The organism is Burkholderia singularis (assembly GCF_001718875.1).
Taxonomy (GTDB): Bacteria; Pseudomonadota; Gammaproteobacteria; order Burkholderiales; family Burkholderiaceae; genus Burkholderia; species Burkholderia singularis.
The window spans coordinates 2880173-2901089 of sequence record NZ_CP013448.1 but is presented as its reverse complement, the minus strand read 5'-3'; the positions used below and the strand labels follow the sequence as shown (position 1 = coordinate 2901089).

At 62.7% G+C, this 20917-nt stretch carries 10 protein-coding genes and 2 rRNA genes; 5 read left to right on the top strand and 7 right to left on the bottom strand.

Translation table 11 applies throughout. The annotated features are described in order from the left end of the window. Window positions 1-12: 12 nt before the first annotated feature. The 3 genes from AQ611_RS12795 (at window position 13) to AQ611_RS12785 (ending at window position 5696) form a co-directional block, all read left to right on the top strand. Window positions 13-2892 (top strand): 23S ribosomal RNA (locus tag AQ611_RS12795). Window positions 2893-3006: 114 nt separating this feature from the next. Next, window positions 3007-3119 (top strand): 5S ribosomal RNA (rrf, locus tag AQ611_RS12790). 726 nt (window positions 3120-3845) lie between these two features. Further along, the gene (locus AQ611_RS12785; protein ID WP_069234736.1) at window positions 3846-5696 is read left to right on the top strand and encodes a M24 family metallopeptidase; all 1851 of its coding nucleotides are present in this window, start codon (window positions 3846-3848) and stop codon (window positions 5694-5696) included. 84 nt (window positions 5697-5780) lie between these two features. Here the strand turns inward: AQ611_RS12785 and AQ611_RS12780 are convergent, their stop codons facing one another. Beyond that, on the bottom strand, window positions 5781-6860 hold the full coding sequence (locus AQ611_RS12780) for a fatty acid desaturase (protein ID WP_069234735.1): 1080 nt from the start codon (window positions 6858-6860) through the stop codon (window positions 5781-5783). Between the two features lie 159 nt (window positions 6861-7019). On the opposite strand from AQ611_RS12780, the gene AQ611_RS12775 reads away from it, so the two are divergent. After that, on the top strand, window positions 7020-8054 hold the full coding sequence (locus tag AQ611_RS12775; RefSeq protein ID WP_069235290.1) for an AraC family transcriptional regulator: 1035 nt from the start codon (window positions 7020-7022) through the stop codon (window positions 8052-8054). 158 nt (window positions 8055-8212) lie between these two features. Here AQ611_RS12775 and AQ611_RS12770 read toward each other — a convergent pair whose 3' ends face one another. From AQ611_RS12770 to cdpA, 3 genes are all read right to left on the bottom strand, one after another. Further along, complete coding sequence (locus AQ611_RS12770; RefSeq protein WP_069235289.1) at window positions 8213-9250, bottom strand: sulfonate ABC transporter substrate-binding protein; 1038 nt, start codon at window positions 9248-9250, stop codon at window positions 8213-8215. A gap of 181 nt (window positions 9251-9431) precedes the next feature. Further along, window positions 9432-10898: an HDOD domain-containing protein gene (locus AQ611_RS12765; RefSeq protein ID WP_059514127.1), complete on the bottom strand. Its 1467-nt coding sequence runs from the start codon at window positions 10896-10898 to the stop codon at window positions 9432-9434. Between the two features lie 34 nt (window positions 10899-10932). Beyond that, a complete protein-coding gene (gene cdpA, locus AQ611_RS12760) occupies window positions 10933-12675 on the bottom strand; it encodes a cyclic di-GMP phosphodiesterase CdpA (protein WP_082711752.1) in 1743 nt (580 codons plus the stop codon). 291 nt (window positions 12676-12966) lie between these two features. On the opposite strand from cdpA, the gene AQ611_RS12755 reads away from it, so the two are divergent. Further along, entirely contained in the window at window positions 12967-13515 is a 549-nt protein-coding gene (locus AQ611_RS12755; RefSeq protein ID WP_059514121.1) for a peroxiredoxin, read from the top strand. Window positions 13516-13633: 118 nt separating this feature from the next. On the opposite strand, the gene AQ611_RS12750 is transcribed toward AQ611_RS12755, so the two are convergent. The 3 genes from AQ611_RS12750 to AQ611_RS12740 form a co-directional block, all read right to left on the bottom strand. Then, window positions 13634-14260 (bottom strand): NAD(P)H-binding protein, encoded by a 627-nt coding sequence (locus AQ611_RS12750; protein WP_069234734.1) that lies wholly within the window; start codon window positions 14258-14260, stop codon window positions 13634-13636. Between the two features lie 241 nt (window positions 14261-14501). Next, window positions 14502-17804 (bottom strand): efflux RND transporter permease subunit, encoded by a 3303-nt coding sequence (locus AQ611_RS12745; protein ID WP_069234733.1) that lies wholly within the window; start codon window positions 17802-17804, stop codon window positions 14502-14504. Continuing rightward, window positions 17805-20915, bottom strand: coding sequence for an MdtB/MuxB family multidrug efflux RND transporter permease subunit (locus AQ611_RS12740; protein ID WP_069234732.1), 3111 nt, complete (start codon window positions 20913-20915; stop codon window positions 17805-17807). Window positions 20916-20917: the final 2 nt, after the last annotated feature.

Sequence of the window (20917 nt, the reverse complement as noted above, 5' to 3'; positions counted from 1 at the left end):
GACTCGTTATAGGGTCAAGCGAACAAGTGCATGTGGTGGATGCCTTGGCGATCACAGGCGATGAAGGACGCGGTAGCCTGCGAAAAGCCCCGGGGAGCTGGCAAACAAGCTTTGATCCGGGGATGTCCGAATGGGGAAACCCACTCCTGATGGAGTATCCATGACTGAATCCATAGGTCATGTGAGGCGAACGCGGTGAACTGAAACATCTAAGTAACCGCAGGAAAAGAAATCAACCGAGATTCCCAAAGTAGTGGCGAGCGAAATGGGAAGAGCCTGTACTCTTTATTTGTATTGTTAGCCGAACGCTCTGGAAAGTGCGGCCATAGCAGGTGATAGCCCTGTAGGCGAAAACAGTATGAAAGAACTAGGTGTACGACAAGTAGGGCGGGACACGTGAAATCCTGTCTGAAGATGGGGGGACCATCCTCCAAGGCTAAATACTCGTGATCGACCGATAGTGAACCAGTACCGTGAGGGAAAGGCGAAAAGAACCCCGGGAGGGGAGTGAAATAGATCCTGAAACCGCATGCATACAAACAGTCGGAGCCTCGTAAGGGGTGACGGCGTACCTTTTGTATAATGGGTCAGCGACTTACGTTCAGTAGCAAGCTTAACCGAATAGGGCAGGCGTAGCGAAAGCGAGTCCGAATAGGGCGTTCAGTTGCTGGGCGTAGACCCGAAACCAGGTGATCTATCCATGGCCAGGATGAAGGTGCGGTAACACGTACTGGAGGTCCGAACCCACTAACGTTGAAAAGTTAGGGGATGAGCTGTGGATAGGGGTGAAAGGCTAAACAAACCTGGAAATAGCTGGTTCTCTCCGAAAACTATTTAGGTAGTGCCTCGTGTCTCACCTTCGGGGGTAGAGCACTGTCATGGTTGGGGGGTCTATTGCAGATTACCCCGCCATAGCAAACTCCGAATACCGAAGAGTGCAATCACGGGAGACAGACATCGGGTGCTAACGTCCGGTGTCAAGAGGGAAACAACCCAGACCGCCAGCTAAGGTCCCCAAATATGGCTAAGTGGGAAACGAAGTGGGAAGGCTAAAACAGTCAGGAGGTTGGCTTAGAAGCAGCCACCCTTTAAAGAAAGCGTAATAGCTCACTGATCGAGTCGTCCTGCGCGGAAGATGTAACGGGGCTAAGCCATATACCGAAGCTGCGGATGCGAGCTTGCTCGCATGGTAGGAGAGCGTTCCGTAAGCCTGCGAAGGTGCCTTGTAAAGGGTGCTGGAGGTATCGGAAGTGCGAATGCTGACATGAGTAGCGATAAAGGGGGTGAAAGGCCCCCTCGCCGTAAGCCCAAGGTTTCCTACGCAACGTTCATCGGCGTAGGGTGAGTCGGCCCCTAAGGCGAGGCAGAAATGCGTAGCTGATGGGAAGCAGGTCAATATTCCTGCACCGTCGTTAGATGCGATGGGGGGACGGATCGCGGAAGGTTGTCCGGGTGTTGGACGTCCCGGTCGCTGCATTGGAGAAGGCGCTTAGGCAAATCCGGGCGCAGGATTCAAGGGTGTGGCGCGAGCGACTTCGGTCGCGAAGCAATTGGAAGTGGTTCCAAGAAAAGCCTCTAAGCTTCAGTCTAACGATGACCGTACCGCAAACCGACACAGGTGGGCGAGATGAGTATTCTAAGGCGCTTGAGAGAACTCGGGAGAAGGAACTCGGCAAATTGGTACCGTAACTTCGGGATAAGGTACGCCCTGGTAGCTTGACTGGCCTGCGCCAGAAGGGTGAAGGGGTTGCAATAAACTGGTGGCTGCGACTGTTTAATAAAAACACAGCACTCTGCAAACACGAAAGTGGACGTATAGGGTGTGACGCCTGCCCGGTGCCGGAAGATTAAATGATGGGGTGCAAGCTCTTGATTGAAGTCCCGGTAAACGGCGGCCGTAACTATAACGGTCCTAAGGTAGCGAAATTCCTTGTCGGGTAAGTTCCGACCTGCACGAATGGCGTAACGATGGCCACACTGTCTCCTCCCGAGACTCAGCGAAGTTGAAGTGTTTGTGATGATGCAATCTACCCGCGGCTAGACGGAAAGACCCCATGAACCTTTACTGTAGCTTTGCATTGGACTTTGAACCGATCTGTGTAGGATAGGTGGGAGGCTATGAAACCGGAACGCTAGTTTCGGTGGAGCCGTCCTTGAAATACCACCCTGGTTTGTTTGAGGTTCTAACCTTGGCCCGTGATCCGGGTCGGGGACAGTGCATGGTAGGCAGTTTGACTGGGGCGGTCTCCTCCCAAAGCGTAACGGAGGAGTACGAAGGTACGCTAGGTACGGTCGGAAATCGTGCTGATAGTGCAATGGCATAAGCGTGCTTAACTGCGAGACCGACAAGTCGAGCAGGTGCGAAAGCAGGTCATAGTGATCCGGTGGTTCTGTATGGAAGGGCCATCGCTCAACGGATAAAAGGTACTCTGGGGATAACAGGCTGATACCGCCCAAGAGTTCATATCGACGGCGGTGTTTGGCACCTCGATGTCGGCTCATCTCATCCTGGGGCTGTAGCCGGTCCCAAGGGTATGGCTGTTCGCCATTTAAAGAGGTACGTGAGCTGGGTTTAAAACGTCGTGAGACAGTTTGGTCCCTATCTGCCGTGGGCGTTGGATATTTGAAGGGGGCTGCTCCTAGTACGAGAGGACCGGAGTGGACGAACCTCTGGTGTACCGGTTGTCACGCCAGTGGCATCGCCGGGTAGCTATGTTCGGAAGAGATAACCGCTGAAAGCATCTAAGCGGGAAACTCGCCTTAAGATGAGATATCCCCGGGGACTTGATCCCCTTGAAGGGTCGTTCGAGACCAGGACGTTGATAGGTCGGGTGTGTACGCGCAGTAATGCGTTCAGCTAACCGATACTAATTGCCCGTAAGGCTTGATCCTATAACAAGTCTGTCTTACAGAACTTGTTGATTCTCGTGTGCGATACGCACAACCCAAGATTACTGCTTCTTCCAAGATTGGTTGCGCTGCGAAGCAACGCAACAACCCGCTTTGCCTGATGACCATAGCGAGTCGGTCCCACCCCTTCCCATCCCGAACAGGACCGTGAAACGACTCCACGCCGATGATAGTGCGGATCCCCGTGTGAAAGTAGGTAATCGTCAGGCTCCCCCTTAAAAAACCCCCGCCTACCCAGCGGGGGTTTTTGCTTTTACGCCCTCAAACTCTTCAAGCTCCACAAACCCCCCCTCATCGCCCCAGCGCTTCCGAGATCACCATGCCGCCGCGCTTCGCGTGCCAGGTACAGACGACGCGCCACTGAAGCCGGGTTTCCTGCATGGCCCCTTCACCGGCATATCTGCCTCGGCTCCCTCCAGAAACCCGATGGCTGGCTCTTTCGTCAAGCGCTGCTTCAAGGCCCCGTCTTCTGCTCCGAAACAGAACCTATTCGCTTCTGACTCGCACGGTGCGCTCGCGGGTACAGGATCCTCCCATTCCTCATCGATGGTTCAGCGTCCTAACCGCTTAGCCCATCTCGGTGACCGCGAATGCGCAGCAGCCGGAGGCATATCGCGGATCTCCTCGAAAGCAGCAGGCGTCCGTACTGTTGCTCGTCGTTTCGCCGCGGGCAGTGCGCGACGGAGCATTTATTTGGCCAGCGGGCCAGCAAGGCAGGATGGTCGCTGGTGCGATATCGCGCCAGCAGCTATTCCATTGACGAAGGAGAGGGCGGCCACGCTCGGCGCATGCAATCAACGTCAGTCGCCCAGACATATCCAAACTTAAGTGACACAAAAATTTAAGCTTGACGTAAATTTAATCGAAAGGTAGGTTTTGTTCAGCGGCGCTGAGCGCAGAAGCCGTCACGTCTACCGATATCGATGGGGCATCTGATGATCGACCAGCTCAAATATAATTTCTCCGACTTACCTCTTTACAATGCGCCGGTCGCTCAGGTCCATGCAGATCTGTCGCGGCTAATGGATACGCTGCAGCTCGATGTCCTCGTAATCACTTCGCAGGACGAATATCTCACTGAGTATTTGCCCAGTCTCAACAATCAGCGTTATGCATTGTCCGGGTTCGACGGATCGGCCGGCTCCGGTCTGTTTCTGAGCGAGGCCGCCGCTCGGCGGCTCGGCGTGCCGCAGTTCGTGCTGTTCGTCGATGGACGCTATCACCTGCAAGCGGAAAAGCAGTGCGATCCTGCGTTTGTGCAAGTGGAGAAGGTGAGTCTAAACGGGTCGATATGGCAAGCGATCACAGATTGGTTCGTTCTGCATAAGGCCGAACTCGAGCGGGCAGGCTACGATTCGTTGCGTATGAGCGTCGCGCAGCGGCAGCGCTTGCTGCTGGATACGCAAGCGCTCGGTGTGCAATGGACAAGTCTCGCGAATCGCGAAATCGATCAGGCGATTTCGTTGCCGGGATGGCGCGTCGAGCGTCCGATCTTCGAAGTGCCGCAATCGACGACTGGCATGAGCATCGCAGAAAACATCGCGATGCTGAATAAGCGAATCCGCGAGCATGTCGGGGAACCGTCGGCGAAGACGGCATTCCTGAGCTGTATGGCTGACGATGCGAGCTATCTGCTGAACAGCCGCGGCTATCATCTGCCGTACACGTCGTCGCATCTCGGCTTCGTGTTTGTCGTCGACGCTGCCGCAGTGTTGTTTTTGCCGGAAGGCGTCGATCGTTGCCCGGTGGAGATCGGATCTTATCCGATGCTGACTGTGATTCGTCGCGATATCGCCGAGCTCGAGCGCTTTCTCGCGCAATTCGACGTCGAGTTCCTGTGCTACGGCTTCGACGCAGCCAACTGCGCGCTACCGGATGTGATGCGCAGGATTTGGCCCGGCGCTCGTCATGTGGACTACAACCCGATCGAGGCGGCACGGGCAAGCAAGACGCCTGAAGTGCTCGCTCAGTTTCGCGATGCGTTCGCGCGCAGCAGTGCGGCAATTGCGGAGGTGATGCGCTGGGCAAAGACGGGAGAGCCGGGGCGGACGCATTCGGAATACGATCTCGCGCGCATGATCAACGATGCTTACGGCGCGCGCGGCGCGGTATCGCTGAGCTTTACGAGCATTGCCGCAAACGGCGCGAACAGCGCGTCAGCGCACTACGCGGCCGCGAGTGCCGATGTCGAATTGACCGAGGGCGAACTCGTGCTGCTCGATAGCGGTGCGTATTACGACGGCGGTTTTGCGACCGACTGCACGCGCGTCGTGCTGCGCCGGAGCCGGCCGGATACGCAAGCGCAGCCGTGGCAGCGCGAAATTTATACGGTTGCGCTGAAGGCCTGCATCAAGGGGCTTGTCACGCATTTTCCGAAGGATGCGTCAGGTGCCGATGTGGACGTCGCGGTGCGCGAGGTATGCCGCAAGCATGGCTACGATTATGCACACGGCACCGGGCATGGGGTTGGCATCCACGTGCACGAGAGCGGGGTGCGGTTCAGTCCCGCGTCGTCATATGGGCTGGTGCCGAATGCGGTGATTTCGATCGAGCCGGGTATTTACTTGCCGGGCAAGGGGGGCGTGCGGATCGAGAACATCGTCGTCATTCATCCGAGCGAGACGGAACCGGACAAGGTGACTTTCGAAAATCTCGTGACCGTCGGCTACGACTGGGATCTGATCGATCTAACGCTGTTGACAGACGGCGAGCGCGCCTACCTGCGCGAATATGAGCGGGCATGCGTCGAGCGCGGCACGCACGTCACGGCTTGCCCGTTGCTATAAGCCGCAAGACGGCCGGAGAAAGCAGCGCGGGCCGCGCATGGGCGGCCCGGCATGACAGGTCGGCAACGCACGCCGTGGCGACGATTACGCTGCGCGCACTTCGTTCCAGCGGTTCGCGCGACGGAACGTGCCGATATCGTTGAAGCGCACGCCGACCGCGCGCATTGCCGCATGGGCGCGCTTCGCGGTGAGCTGGCGAATGTAGAACGGATCACGCACGACGAAGTGGTGAATTGCATGCGTGCTGCCGAAGTTGAAGCAGAACAGTTGCATCGGAATCAGCCACCAAGGGTTCAGCACCTGCGTTTGCTGGATGACGTTGCGCGCGTCGATGTCGCCGTAGTAATGCATGTTCGAGCTGATGAAGTTGATGCAGAAGCTGCGCACGAAATTCGGTCCGAGCCACGTGACTGTGAGAAAGTCGACGGCATGCATCGTTTGCGCGACGATTGCCGGAATGTCCGGTTGATAGCCGAGCGCATGCAGCGCGAAGAGACCGACGTGGTAGACGATGAACGTGTGCCAGAGCACGTAGTACAGGTGGCCGATCGGCATGTACGACATCAGTTGCTCGATGCGCAACTGCACGCCCGCGCCACGGCCCTGCCCGGGCTGCGCTGCAACGTACTGCAATACTTTTTTGCGCATGCCGAGCGGCCGAAACGCGACGGCGAGCATACCGTCGGCTATCATCATCAGCCGCTTCAGACCCCAGCGTTCGCCGTTCGTGATCCCGTACTCCTCGAGATCCGATTCGCCGCCCGATACCTTGTGATGATGCAGGTGCATCCGGCGCCGCGTCCACGGATTGATCGTGCCGGGGCGGGTGAGCCAGCAAAGCGCCATCATCAAATGGTAGGCCCAAGGTTTGGTCTTGAAGTACATCAGATGAATCAAATCGTGTTCGAGTTCGTGAATCAGCGACGTCGCAAGCGTCGCGACGATCAGCGCGACGTACCACGCGATCGCGCCGCGCGCATACAGATAGGCTGAGCCGATCACGATCGCGACGCATACCGCCATCACGCTCGCACCGATCAGGTTCTGATTGTCGAGCAGCGGGTATTTCGCGCGCAACGCGTCGCTTGCCGCGTTGACCTCACGGCGAACATACGCGACTTTCTCCGCGTCGTTCTTGAAGCGCATCGTCTTGGTCTGGTTCATAAGTTTTGATCCGTATCCCTGAATGATCGACGCTTGGTTTGTCGATGGCACCATCTTAGAGCCGCTTGCGTTTCTGCCGGGAGGGGCGGGTGTGCCAAAGAAAGAGTCATTTTGGGCCATTGTGGCTATAATCGACCCGATCACTGCATGGAGTCGAGCATGGTTTCGTCCGTTCCGGACCCCGCCAGGCAATTGAACAAGGCCACCGTTTCATCCGCCTATCCGCTTTTTATGCTGATGCTGGCCGAGGAGCGCGGCATTGCCGGCGAGGACATTCTCGCGGGCACGGGGGTCACGCGCGCGCAGCTCGAATCGCCGAACGTGCGCATTACGCCGTTGCAGCAGGCTGCGATCGTGTTCAATCTGCTCGGGGCGACCAACGATCCGGCGATCGCGATCGAGATCGGCCTGCGCAGCAGCCTGACGAAATCCGGATTGATCGGCTTCGGCTTGATGAGCTGCGCGACGCTTGGCGAGGCGGTCGAACTCGGCATCCGCTATCTTCCGACTCGCGTGCCTTTTTTTTCGGTGCGGCTCGCGCGGCTCGAACAATCCGTGCAGATCGATGTGCTCGAGGCGTTTCCGCTCGGCCGGCTGCGGCAGTTCGGAGTCGAGAATTTCATGGTCGAGACGGCGATTCTATTCAATTCGTTGCTCACGCCTTCTCGTGACGAGACGATGGGGCGCACCGAATTGCATTTCGAATGGCCGCAACCTGCCTATTTCGAGCGTTATCGCGAGCGGCTGCCGCGCTGCCACTTCGACGCGCCGGCCAATCAGATCCGCTTCGATGCGGCGCGGCTCGACGAGCCGATCTTGACGGCCAACGCGCAAACGGCACAGATGATCGTGCAACAGTGCGAAGAGGAACTGGCGCGGCTCGGGTATGTCGAGAGCGTCGTCGAGCGCGTGCGCAATTTGCTGATTTGCGGTGGCGACGGCTATCCGTCGCTCGATCAGGTCGCGCGCGAGCTGCATCTGTCCGAGCGCACGCTCAAGCGCAAGTTGAGCGATTGCGGAACGACGTACTCGGCGCTGCTCGACGAAATCCGCCTGCGCGATGCGCTGCGTTTGCTCGAAGGCACGCAACTGAGCGTCGACGAGATTGCCGCGCGTGTCGGCTATACCGATCGTGCGAATTTCAGCCGGGCGTTCAAGCGCTGGACGGGGACGACACCGAGCCGCCGGCGCTGAAGACATCGCGCCGCTGAGCCGGACGCGGCGTGCGTTCGCCGATGCGCGGTCGGCTGCCGATCGGCGCGCGGCGGCGTCGGTGACGGCGGCATTCGTTCGCGCTCGTTCGCGGTGCGAGCTTCGTACGGAAGCGGAAGCCCGCGTACCGCTCCCGCGCGCTATGCGTGCTGCCAGCGCGCGGACGAAACGTCGATCTTGCGCGGAATCAGCTTGAGGCTCGAAAACGTGTCGGCGATCTGCTGCTGGTACGCGAGCGCTGCGCTGTCGACTGTCTGCACGCCGTAGCTGGCGCGGTTCAGCGCGAGTTCGAGCGTCGCGGTGTCGAGTCCGACGAGCGGTGAGAGCTGCACCGCCGCAGCCGGGATATGCGTGCGCGCCCAACTGTCGAGCGTGCCGATTTCGGCGAGCAGCGCCTGCACGAGTTGCGGTGCGGCGTCGGCGAACTTGCGGCTCGCGACGTAGTACTGCGCATTGTTCACGAGCCCTTCGCCGTTGGCGAGCGTGCGCACGTTCGCCTGCCGCTCGATTGCGGCGAGATACGGGTCCCAGATCACCCATGCGTCGACGCTGCGCTGGACGAATGCGGCGCGCGCATCGGCGGGGGCGAGATAGACTGGCGAGATATCCCGGTAATCGATCCGCGCCCGCTGCAGCGCGTTGACGAGCAGATAGTGAACGTTGGAGCCCTTGTTGAGCGCGATCTTCTTGCCGCGCAAATCGGCGATCGTGCGGATCGGCGAATCGTGCGGCACGACGATCGCTTCGCCTTTCGGCGCGGGCGGCTCGCTGCCGACATAGACGAAATCGACGCCGCCCGCGAGCGCGAAGACCGGCGGCGTCTCGCCGACGGTGCCGAAGTCGATTGCTCCTGCATTCAAGCCTTCGAGCAACTGCGGACCGCCGGGGAATTCGATCCACTGAACGGCAACGCGTTGCGCGGTGAACCGCTTTTCGAGCGAGCCGCGTGCTTTCATCAATACGAGGTTGCCGTATTTTTGATAGCCGATCCTAAGCGTGGCGGGCGTTTGAGCGCTGCTTTGCGCAAGCGCGCCGCCGCTTGCGGACAGTGCGGCAAAGCCGCCCAGCAGCGGCGAGGCGAACGCGGCCGTCGCGCCTGCTGCCTTCAGCAGCGAGCGGCGCAAGCCGTCCTGAGGCGCGCGGGAGGCCCGCGGGCGGGATCGAAGGGGCGAAGTCATCTGGCTGGTCCGTTGTGCAAGGCTGCGCAGCGAGGCTTCCGCACGGCTTGCCGGCGGCCGCATCGCAAATTCGCCGCCATCATGCTTTGCGTGCGTCGCGCTGGTCAACGGCTGGCTTCGACTTTGTTCTGCTATCGATTCCGCACGACGGAATTAGCGGGGGCGCTGCACGTTGCGCGCATCAGGCGTCGTCGGCCGGTGCGCGGTGGAAGAAGCGCCCGAGTTCTTTCGCGAGCGCGTTGAGTTCGCTCATTTCCACTGACGTGATTTTGCGCGCCGGTTGCCCGTGCGACCAATCGCCATATAGCAGTGCTGCCGTGGTTCCGCAGGCGGCGACAGGCAGCAGCACGAATGCGAGCGCGTCGTCGAAGGCCGCGCGGTACCACGTGGGCAGCCGTTTCGCCATTTTCGGATCGCGCACGTTTTCGATGAAAATGCCGACCGAGTTGCTGATCGCGAGATGGAACACGTCTGGCTCGAAGGCCTCGTCAAAACGCAGCATGTCGAGCATCGCATCGACATCGGGCCCGAATCCGAGCCGCGCGGCGAACACGCCGTCATCGCGCCGCACGAACATCACGACGCGGGTGAACGCGAGTCCCGCAAGCACGCTTTCGGACGCGAGTGCGAGCACCGGGCCAAGCACATGCTCGGACGGCAATGCGCGCAAGTCCGCGAGCCCCGCTTCGAGGCACGCGCGCGGATTCGACGCGCCGCGCGCCATTTTGTCGGCGCTTGCGCGCAATTCGACGATTTCGCGCATCACCGTGTCGCTCGTCTCTTCGCGCGATACCGACGCGGCGATCTCGACGAGCCTTGCGGGATCGGCGCCGAGCACGCCTTGAAAGCGCTGCGCGAGCGAGGCGAGCCGTGCGTCGCGTTCGCGCGCGCTCGCCGACGTGAGCACGGCGGCCACGTCGGTCGAGTAATGACTGACTGCGCGCAGCCACTGGACGTCGCGCGGCGCGTCGTCGTCCGGGCGATACGGCATCATTCCGCAGCGAGTCAATTCGGGCAGCCGCCAGCGACTCGCGGCTTCGAGACCGATCTCGGCGAAGCCGACGCCGAGCACCGTTCGGCATGCGGCTTCGCCGTCTTCGTCGTTCCCGTCGTCCAATTCGGCAATACGGCGGATCGCGTCCCATTCGGCGTCGAGATAGCAGACGACGAGCAGTTTGCCGACTTGCCGCATCAGCGTGCAGACGACTGCTTCCTCGCCCTTGCGTAAATCCACGTGCGCGGTGAGCTTGCGCGCGATGCAGCCCGACAGCAGCGCGCGGTTCAGTTCGAGCTTCGCGGCGATGCGGCGCGGCGCGCTGTGATGGAAGTGGTCGACCAGCTTGAGCCCGACGACGAGATGGCCGACCGCATCCATCCCCAGTACCATCAGCGCGCGCGTGACCGTGGTGATGTTGCCGCCGAACGCCATATACATTGCCGAGTTGGCGAGCCGCAGCACTTTCTGCGTCAGCGCGAAATCGGACAGCACGACGCGCACGAGCGCCGTGATGTCGAGATCGTCGTGCTTCATCGCCGCCATCGTCGCGCGCACCGCGTCCGACAGCAGCGGAAAATCGCCGCGCTCGTTCATCCGGGCCCAGAGCTTATCGAGCAGCGCCGTCCTTGATAATTGTGCGGTGATGGGCATACGAATCAATGATTGAAAAGGCCGTCTTCGTGCGTCATGCGGCCTCGTGCAAATGCAACTGCTGCGCTTCGAAGCGCATGGCCAGCTCATCGGACGGCAGCGCCCGGCACACGAGCCAGCCCTGGATGTGGTTGCAACCCATCTCGGTCAGCAGCGCGCGCTGTGCTTCGGTCTCGACGCCCTCGGCGACGAGTTCGAGTTCGAGTGTCTGCGCGAGGCCGACGACCGCCGACACGATCGCCCGATCATTTCTCGACGTCAACAGGTTTTCGACGAAGCTGCGATCGATCTTCAGCTTCGCAAGCGGAAAGCGCTGCAGATAGGCGAGGCTCGAGTAGCCGGTGCCGAAATCGTCGACCGCGAAGCGGATGCCAAGCTCGGTCACTTCCTCGAGCAGCGATTTCGCGTGCTGCGGATCGCGCATCAGCAGGCTCTCGGTGATCTCGAGCACGATTCTGCGCGGATCGATGCCCGTCAACTTGATCGCATCCCGCACGCTTTGCGTGAAGCGCGGATCGCGGAACTGCTGCGGCGAGACATTGACGGCCACGTATTGCAGCGCGATGCCTTGCCGGTCCCACGCGACGAGCTGCATGCACGCGGCTTTGAGCACCCAGTTGCCGAGATAGTTGATGAGGCCGATCGATTCGGCGAGCGGAATGAACGTCGCGGGCGCGACGAGCCCGTGCGTCGGATGTTGCCAGCGGATCAGCGCCTCGACGCCGACGACGGCGCCCGTGCTGCTTTTGGTGATCGGCTGGAAGTGCAGCGAGAATTCGCCGTTGCGCACGCCGTTGTACAGATCGGCTTCGAGCTTGAGGCGTTCGGCGTCGGCCGGATCGTCGGTCGGCTGGTGGAAGGCGAGCGCGTTGCCGCCCGCGGTCTTTGCCTGGGCAAGCGCGCGATCCGCCCGGCGCAGCAGCGGACTGTGATGCTGCGTGTGCCACGGCGTCGCGCGGATGTCTGGATACAGCGCGATGCCGACGCTCGCGGACAGATGCACGGACTGGCCTTCGTATGAATACGGCTGCTGGATCGCCGTTTGCAGCCGGCGCGCGAACGCCTGCGCCGCATCGATCGCGGCGGCGCGCGTCGCCGCGGTCAGCATGATCGCGAACTTGTCGCTTGCCACGCGCGCCAGCCGCTCGCCCTGCGTTGCGAGCCGCTGCAGCCGCTGCGCGGTGTCGCGCAGCAGCGCGTCGCCTGCATCGTAGCCGAGCGCGCGGTTGATTCGCTGATAGTCGTCGAGATCGAGCAGCAGCAGCGCCGTGCAGCCGTTGCCGTCGTCGGCCGCCTGTTGCGCGCGCATCAGCTCGGGCAGCAGGGCGGACAGATTATCGAGGCCCGTCATCGGATCGTGGTGCAACTCGTAGGTGAGCCGCGCCTCGATCGCGCGCCACGATGAAACGTCGAAGGCCGCGATCGCGAAGCCGTCGACGCCATGGTGGCGGCTTCTCACCGCGCGCACCTCGACGTCGAGCGGATAGGTGAGCGACTTGACGAGACAGAGCGTGGTTTTTTCGACGTTGCCGGTTTCCGACGCGCGCGCAAGCAACGCGTCGAGCGCCGCGGTATCCTCGTCGTGGATCAGGTCGCGCAGCGTCAGCGTATGCAGGTAATCGCGGTGGTAGCCGATGAAGCGCAGGCTCGCGTCCGACACGTAGAGAAAGCGCAGGTCGCGATCGACATGGGCGAGGAAATCGACCGCGCCGACGGTTTGCTCCAACCAGCTCTGCACGGTATCGTCGGCGCGTGGCGTGCCGGCGCGCGCGGGCATCAGCGCGCCGCCCGACCACGCGAAGCGGCGCAGCGTGCGAAGCGCGGCGCGCCATGAGCCCTTGCGGGGCGCATTGTTCCTGAAGGCTTCCATGTATATCGCTGGCGTATAGAGGCTGGAACCGGTATCGTCCGGACGTAATAACGGCGTATTGTGTCGATTCTTTAGCGATGAGGGGGATTTGGCCTGGAATGTTTCATCGATAGCATGCGCTTGAAATATGAAGCTCGGTGCATGTTGCCGGTTAAAGCGGGCCGGATTCGGAAGACCCTATCAACAACGAGGACTGGGATGAAACGAAAATGGATTCCGAGCGTCGCGGCGGCGCTCTTCGCGCTGCATGCGGCCATGGCGCACGCGGTCCTGAAGATCGGCGACACCGCGCCGGACTTCAGCACTCAGGCGTCGCTCGGCGGCAAGACGTATACGTATTCGCTCGCGAGCGAGTTGAAGCAGGGGCCGGTGGTGTTGTATTTCTATCCGGCTGCCTTCACGAAGGGTTGCACCATCGAGGCGCATGCGTTCGCCGATGCGGTGGATGCTTACAAGCAATATGGCGCAACGGTGATCGGCGTGTCGGCCGACGATATCGGCACGCTGACGAAATTCTCGGTCAGCGAGTGTCGCAGCAAATTTCCGGTCGCGGCGGACCCCGATGCGAAGATCATTCGCGCCTACGACGCGAAACTGCCGGCGATCGACAAGGCGAACCGCGTGTCCTACGTGATTTCGCCCGAAGGGAAGGTGATCTACGAATACACGAGCCTGTCGCCGGACAAGCACGTCGAGAATACGCTGAACGCGGTGAAGGCCTGGGCGGCGTCGCATAAGCAGCCGTGATCGCGCCGTGCGGCGGGGCGGGCCACGCGTCGCGCCGCACGCGGATGCGCCGACCAGGCTCGCGCATGCAAGCCTGCGCCGGCGCGGGGCGCGGTTGTCGTCGCGCAGTTGTCGTGGATTACGCGCGCAACGCTTGCTCGATCGGCACGCCGCCGCCGACGAAACCGATCGTCTTTTTCGAGATGTCGCGCTTGATCGCTTCGATCGCGGCCCACGCGACGTCCTGCCGCGCGACGGGCGGCGCGTCGTCGACCCGCTCCTCGGTGAGCGCGATCGTGCCGACGCCCGGATCGTCCGACAGCGGGCCGGGCCGCAGGATCACGTAATCGACGCCGGAGGCGATCACGCGCTCGTCGCCCTCGCGCTTCATCTGCGAATAGTGGCGCAGCATGCTGGGGCTGCGCTCCGGCCAGTACGCGGACAGCGAACTGATCACGACGAGCTTCTGGACGTTGTACGCCTTCGCATAGGCGGCGGCGCGCGCGACGGCGTCGCGGTCGATCTGCTGCTCCTCGGCTTCGCCTTCGGATTCGGCCGAACCCGCCGCGTAGATCGCATAGGTGATGCCGTCGAAGGCGAACGAGAAGTCGGCCGTCAGATCGGCGACGATCACCGTTGCCCCCGGCAACGTGTAATCCGGCCGGCGCACGAGCGCTGTGACCTCGAAATCCCGCTGCTTGAGCAGCAGGTCCGCAAGTGCGTGGCCCGTGCGGCCGGACGCGCCAATCAGTAGTACCTTCGACATGAAACCACTCCTCGCATTGCGCCAGGCCGAGCGTGCCTTTTGTGATAGGACCGCTGGCTGTTGGATAAGTTTAGGCCGAATTCAGGCCGGATCGGCGAGGAGGCGAAACGGGGCGGCAGTGGCACGAAACCTGCGGTGTGCCGGGCGACCGGATGCGGGTGTTGTCGCACGGAAATTGGCAGCGAAATCGGAAGCGCGGAAGCGCGGAAGCGGACCCGCCTGCGGCGGCGAGCCCGCTCGATCATTCGCCCGCGCCCGCGGCGCCAGCCGCTCGCGTGGCGCGCCGGCGGTTTTCCCAGCGCACGCGCAGACGGTCCATATACAAGTAGACGATCGGCGTCGTATAGAGCGTCAGCATCTGCGATACGATGAGCCCGCCCGCGATCGCGATGCCGAGCGGCGCGCGCAGCTCCGCGCCGTCGCCGCGGCCGAATGCGAGCGGCAGCGCGCCGAGCAGCGCTGCCATCGTCGTCATCATGATCGGGCGAAAACGCAGCACGCAGGCTTCGTGAATTGCATCGAATGACGATTTGCCTTGCCGGGACGCATCGATTGCAAAGTCGACCATCATGATCGCGTTCTTTTTCACGATCCCGATCAGCAGAATCACGCCGATCAGCGCGATGATGCTGAACTCGGTCTTGAAGAGCAGCAGGCCGAGCAGCGCGCCGACGCCCGCGGACGGCAGTGTCGACAGAATCGTGACCGGATGGATGTAGCTCTCGTACAGAATGCCGAGCACGATGTAGACGGCGGCGAGCGCGGCGAGGATCAGGATCGGTTGGTCGCGCGTCGATTGCTGGAACGCCTGCGCGGTGCCCTGGAAGCTGCCGGTGATCGTCGGCGGCACGCCGATTTCGGCCATCGTCTGGTAGATCGCCTGGGTTGCGCTCGACAGCGACACGCCCGGCGGCAGGTTGAACGAAATCGTCGTCGCGACGAAAAGGCCCTGATGATTGACCGACAGCGGCGTCGTGCTCGGGCCGAAGCTCGCGATCGCCGACAGCGGGATCATCGGCGATTTCGACGTCGACACGGCCGCCCCCGCCGATGCGCTCGACTTGCCGCTCGATGCGATCGAGTTGAGCGCCTGGTTGCGCGCGGAATCGGAGGCGATCGCGGCGGCGCTCGTCGCGCTCGTGCCGGCCGCCGACGTGCCCGCGGACGTCGCGACATAGGTGCCCGCCGCCGCGTTGGTCGTCTGCGAGCCGCTCGCGCTGCCGCCCGACGTGCTGATGTACACCTGCTTGAGCATCTCCGGGTCCTGCCAGTAGCGCGGCGCGACTTCCATGATGACGTGATATTGGTTCAGCGCGTTGTAGATCGTCGATACCTGGCGCTGGCCGAACGCGTCGTACAGCGTGTTGTCGATTTGCGCGGGCTTGATGCCCAGGCGCGCGGCGGTGGCGCGGTCGATCGTCACCATCGCCTCGAGGCCGCCTTGCTGTTGATCGGAATTCACGTCGGTGAGTTCGGGGCGCTTTTTCAGCGCTTCGGTCAGCAGCGGCCCCCATTTGTACAACTCGGGCGTCGAATCGCCGAGCAGCGTGAACTGATATTGCGCATTGCTCTGCCGGCCGCCCATCCGGATATCCTGAGCTGCTTGCAGGAAGGTGGTCGCGCCCGCGACGGCCGCGAGCTTGGGCCGCAACTGCTGGATCACCTGATCGGCGGACAGCTTGCGCTCGGGCTTGCTTTTCAGCGCGACGAACATGAAGCCCGAGTTGGTCTGCGCGCCGCCGGTGAAGCCCGCGATATGCGCGACGTTCGGATTCTCGCCGACGATGCGCATCATCTCCGAGAACTTGAGCTTCATCGCCTGGAACGACGTGGTCTGGTCGGCCTGGATGCCGCCGATCATGAGCCCCGTGTCCTGCTGCGGGAAAAAGCCCTTCGGCACGACGACGTACAGATACAGGTTGAGCGCGATGGTTGCGGCGAGCGTGAGCAGGATCGTGCGCGGATGGCGCAGCGCCCACGACAACGAACGCTCGTAGCCGCGCTGCATCCGCCCGAAACCGCGCTCCAGCCAGCGCGCCAGGCGGCCCTCGTCGCGCGGATCGTGGGCTTCGGGCAGCAGGCGCGCGCACATCATCGGCGTGAGCGTCAGCGATACGACGAGCGACACGCCGATCGCGAGCGACAGCGTGAGCGCGAACTCGCGAAACAGGCGCCCGACGATGCCGCCCATTAGCAAAATCGGCAGAAACACCGCGACGAGCGACAGGCTGATCGACAGCACGGTGAAGCCGACCTCGCGCGCGCCCTCGAACGCCGCCTGCAAGCGCGGCTTGCCGTTCTCGATGTGGCGCGAGATGTTCTCGAGCACGACGATCGCATCGTCGACGACGAAGCCCGTCGCGACGATCAGCGCCATCAACGACAGGTTGTTCAGCGAGAAGCCGAGCAGATACATCGCACCGAACGTGCCGACGATCGAGATCGGCACCGCGACGCTCGGAATCAGCGTCGCGCGCCAGTTGCGCAGGAACAGGAACACGACCATCACGACCAGGCTGACCGCGATGAGCAGCGTGTGCTCGGTGTCGGTCAGCGACGCGCGGATCGTGCCGGAGCGGTCGAGTATCGGCGTGACCGTGACGTCGGCGGGCAGCGACGCCGTCAGTTGCGGCAGCGCGGCCTTCACGCGATCGATCGTCTCGATGATGTTCGCGCCGGGCGACCGGTACAGGATCACGAGCACCGCACGGTTGCCGTCGGCCAGGCCGAGGTTGCGCAGATCCTCGACCGAATCGACGACGCTCGACACGTCGGAAAGGCTCACCGCGGCACGGTTGCGATAGGCGATCACGAGATCGCGGTATTGCGACGCCTGCGACGCCTGGTCGTTCGTGTAGAGCTGATAGTGCGTCGGCCCGAACTCGATCGCGCCTTTCGGGCTGTTCGCGTTGGCCGACGCGAGCGCCGCACGCACGTCCTCGAGGCCGATGCCGTAATGGAACAACGCCTGCGGCTCGAGCTCCACGCGCACGGCCGGGTTCGCCGAGCCGCTCACGCTGACCTGGCCGACGCCGTCGACCTGCGACAGCGATTGCTGCAGCACCGTCGACGCGGCGTCGTACAGCTTCGCGGGCGACGCGGTTTTCGACGTCAGCGCGACGACCATGATCGGCGAGTCGGCCGGGTTGACCTTGCGGTAGGTCGGATTGCTCTTGAGGCTCGTCGGCAGATCGGCGCGCGCGGCGTTGATCGCCGCCTGCACGTCGCGCGCGGCGCCGTCGATGTCACGGTTCAGGTTGAATTGCAACACGATCCGCGCGTTGCCCACCGAACTCATCGACGTCATTTCGGCGACGTCCGCGATCGAGCCCAGATGCCGCTCGAGCGGGCTCGTCACGCTGGTCGCGACGGTCTCGGGGCTCGCGCCCGGCAGCGACGCCTGCACCATGATCGTCGGGAAATCGACTTGCGGCAGCGGCGACACCGGCAGCTTCATGAACGCGAACAGGCCCGCGAGCGCGATGCCGAGCGCGAGCAGCGTGGTCGCGACGGGGCGGGTGATGAAAGGGCGCGACAGATTCATTTACGCGTCCGGATTCGCGGCAGCCGGCCTGCTGCGCTCGAACAAGCCGCGCACGCGGCGTGCGAGCGAGTCGAAACCGAGATAGATCACGGGCGTCGTGAACAGCGTGAGCACCTGCGAGACGATCAGCCCGCCCGCGATCGCGATGCCGAGCGGCTGGCGCAGCTCGGAGCCCGAGCCCGTGCCGAGCACGAGCGGCACGGCGCCGAGCAGCGCGGCGAGCGTGGTCATCAGGATCGGGCGAAAGCGCAGCAGACACGCCTGGTAGATCGCCTCGCGCGGCGGCTTGCCCTCGACGCGCTCGGCCTCGAGCGCGAAGTCGATCATCATGATCGCGTTCTTCTTCACGATGCCGATCAGCAGCACGATGCCGATGATGCCGATGATGTCGAGGTCGTGTCCGGTGATCATCAGCGCGACGAGCGCGCCGACGCCGGCCGACGGCAGCGTCGACAGGATCGTGATCGGATGGATGTAGCTCTCGTACAGCACGCCGAGCACGATGTACATCGTGACGATCGCCGCGAGGATCAGGAACAGCTGGTTCGACAGCGATGCCTGGAACGCGAGCGCCGCGCCCTGGAAGCGCGTCTGGAACGACGCGGGCAACCCGACTTCGCGCTCGGCCGCCTGGATCGCGTTGACCGCTTCGCCGAGCGACGCGCCCGGCGCGAGATTGAACGAGATCGTCGTCGCCGGGAATTGCGACAGATGCGAGACGAGCAACGGCGCGGGCCGTTCGTGGAATGTCGCGATCGTCGCCAGCGGCACCTGGCCGCCGCCCGCCGACGGCAGGTAGATGTTGTTCAGCGCGTCGGTGTAGTGCTGCATTTGCGGTTCGGTTTCGAGAATCACGCGGTATTGGTTCGATTGCGTGAAGATCGTCGATACGATCCGCTGGCCGTAGGCGTCGTACAGCGCGTTGTCGACGGTCGCGGGCGTGATCCCGAAGCGCGCGGCGGTGGCGCGATCGATCTCGATGTAGACGGATTTGCCGTCGTTCTGCAGATCGGTCGCGACGTCGGCAAGCGACGGCTCCTTTTTCAGCCGCTCGACGAGCTTCGGCACCCACGTCGCGAATTCGTCCGGGTTCGGGCTCGTCAGCATGAACTGATATTGCGTCGGGCTGACCGTCGAGTCGATCGTCAGATCCTGCACCGGCTGCATGTAGAGCGAGATGCCGGCAACGTCGTCGACCTGCTGCTGCAGCGTGCGGATGATCGCGCTCGCCGATGCGCTGCGCGCGTCGCGCGGCTTCAGGTTGATCAGCATCCGGCCGCTGTTGAGCGTGATATTCGAGCCGTCGACGCCGATGAACGACGTCAGGCTTTCGACATCCGGATTCTTCAGGATCTCGGCGGCGAGCGCCTGCTGCCGCTCGGCCATCGCCAGGTACGACACCGATTGCGGCGCCTGCGTGATCGCTTGAATCGCCCCCGTGTCCTGGGTCGGGAAGAAGCCCTTCGGGATCAGCACATACAGCAGCGCGGTGAGCGCGAGCGTCAGGAGCGCGACGACGAGCGTCGAGCGCCGCCGGTTCAGCACCCATTCGAGCGCGACGCCGTAGCGCGCGATCACGCGGTCGATCAGCGCGTGCACCTTCGCCTCGAAGCGGTGGCTCTCGGGCGGCGGCGTGTGGCGCAGGAGCTTCGCGCACATCATCGGTACGAGCGTGAGCGATACGATCGCCGAGATCACGATCGTCACCGCGAGCGTGATCGCGAATTCGTGGAACAGCCGCCCGACCACGTCGCCCATGAACAGCAGCGGGATCAGCACGGCGATCAGCGATACCGTCAGCGAGATGATCGTGAAGCCGATCTGCCTGGAGCCCTTGAGCGCCGCTTCGAGCGCCGTGTCGCCTTCCTCGACGTAGCGCGCGATGTTCTCGATCATCACGATCGCGTCGTCGACGACGAAGCCGGTGGCGATCGTCAGCGCCATCAGCGACAGGTTGTTCAGCGAGAAGCCCGACAAATACATCACCGCGAGCGTGCCGATCAGCGACAGCGGCACCGACAGGCTCGGGATGATCGTCGCGTAGAGGTTCGCGAGAAACAGATACATCACCAGCACGACGAGCGCGACCGCGAGCGCGAGTTCGAACTGCACGTCGCGCACGGCGGCGCGGATCATCGTCGTGCGATCGGTGACGATCTGCACGTCGAGCGCGGCGGGCAGCGTTTCCTGCAGCTTCGGCAGGATCGCCTTGATGCCGTCGACCGTCTGGATCACGTTCGCGCCCGGCTGGCGCTGCACGTTCAGAATGATCGCGGGTTCCGAGTTCACCCAGGCGCCGAGCTTGGTGTTCTCCGAACCGGCGACGATCTTCGCGACGTCGGTCAGCATCACCGGGCGGCCGCCCTTGTAGGCGACCACCGCGTCGTTGTATTGATCGGCGCTCGTCAACTGGTCGTTCGCGTTGATCGTGTATGCGCGCGTCGGGCCGTCGAAGTTGCCCTTCGGCGTATTGACGTTCAGGTTGGAGATCGTCGTGCGCAGGTCGTCGAGATTCATCCCGTAAGACGCGAGCGCGAGCGGGTTCGCCTGGATGCGCACCGCCGGGCGGTTGCCGCCGGACAGGCTCACGAGGCCGACGCCGCCGATCTGCGAGATCTTCATCGCGAGGCGCGTGTCGGCGAGATCCTGGACTTGCGTGAGCGGCAGCGTCTTCGACGTGACCGCGAGCGTGAGCACCGGCGCGTCGGCCGGATTGACCTTCGCATAGATCGGCGGCGCGGGCAGGTCGGACGGCAGCAGGTTGCCCGCGGCGTTGATCGCCGCCTGCACTTCCTGCTCGGCGACATCGAGCGGCAGATCGAGGCTGAACTGCAGCGTGATCACCGACGCGCCCGCCGAGCTTTGCGACGACATCTGATTGAGCGACGGCATCTGCCCGAACTGCCGCTCGAGCGGCGCGGTGACGGACGACGTCATCACCTCCGGGCTCGCGCCGGGGTACAAGGTGCGGACCTGGATCGTCGGATAGTCGACCTCCGGCAGCGCGGCGAGCGGCAGAAAGCGCAGCGCGATCAGGCCGGCTAGCAGGATCGCCGCCATCAGGAGCGCGGTGCCGACCGGGCGAAGAATGAAGACGCGGGACGGATTCATCG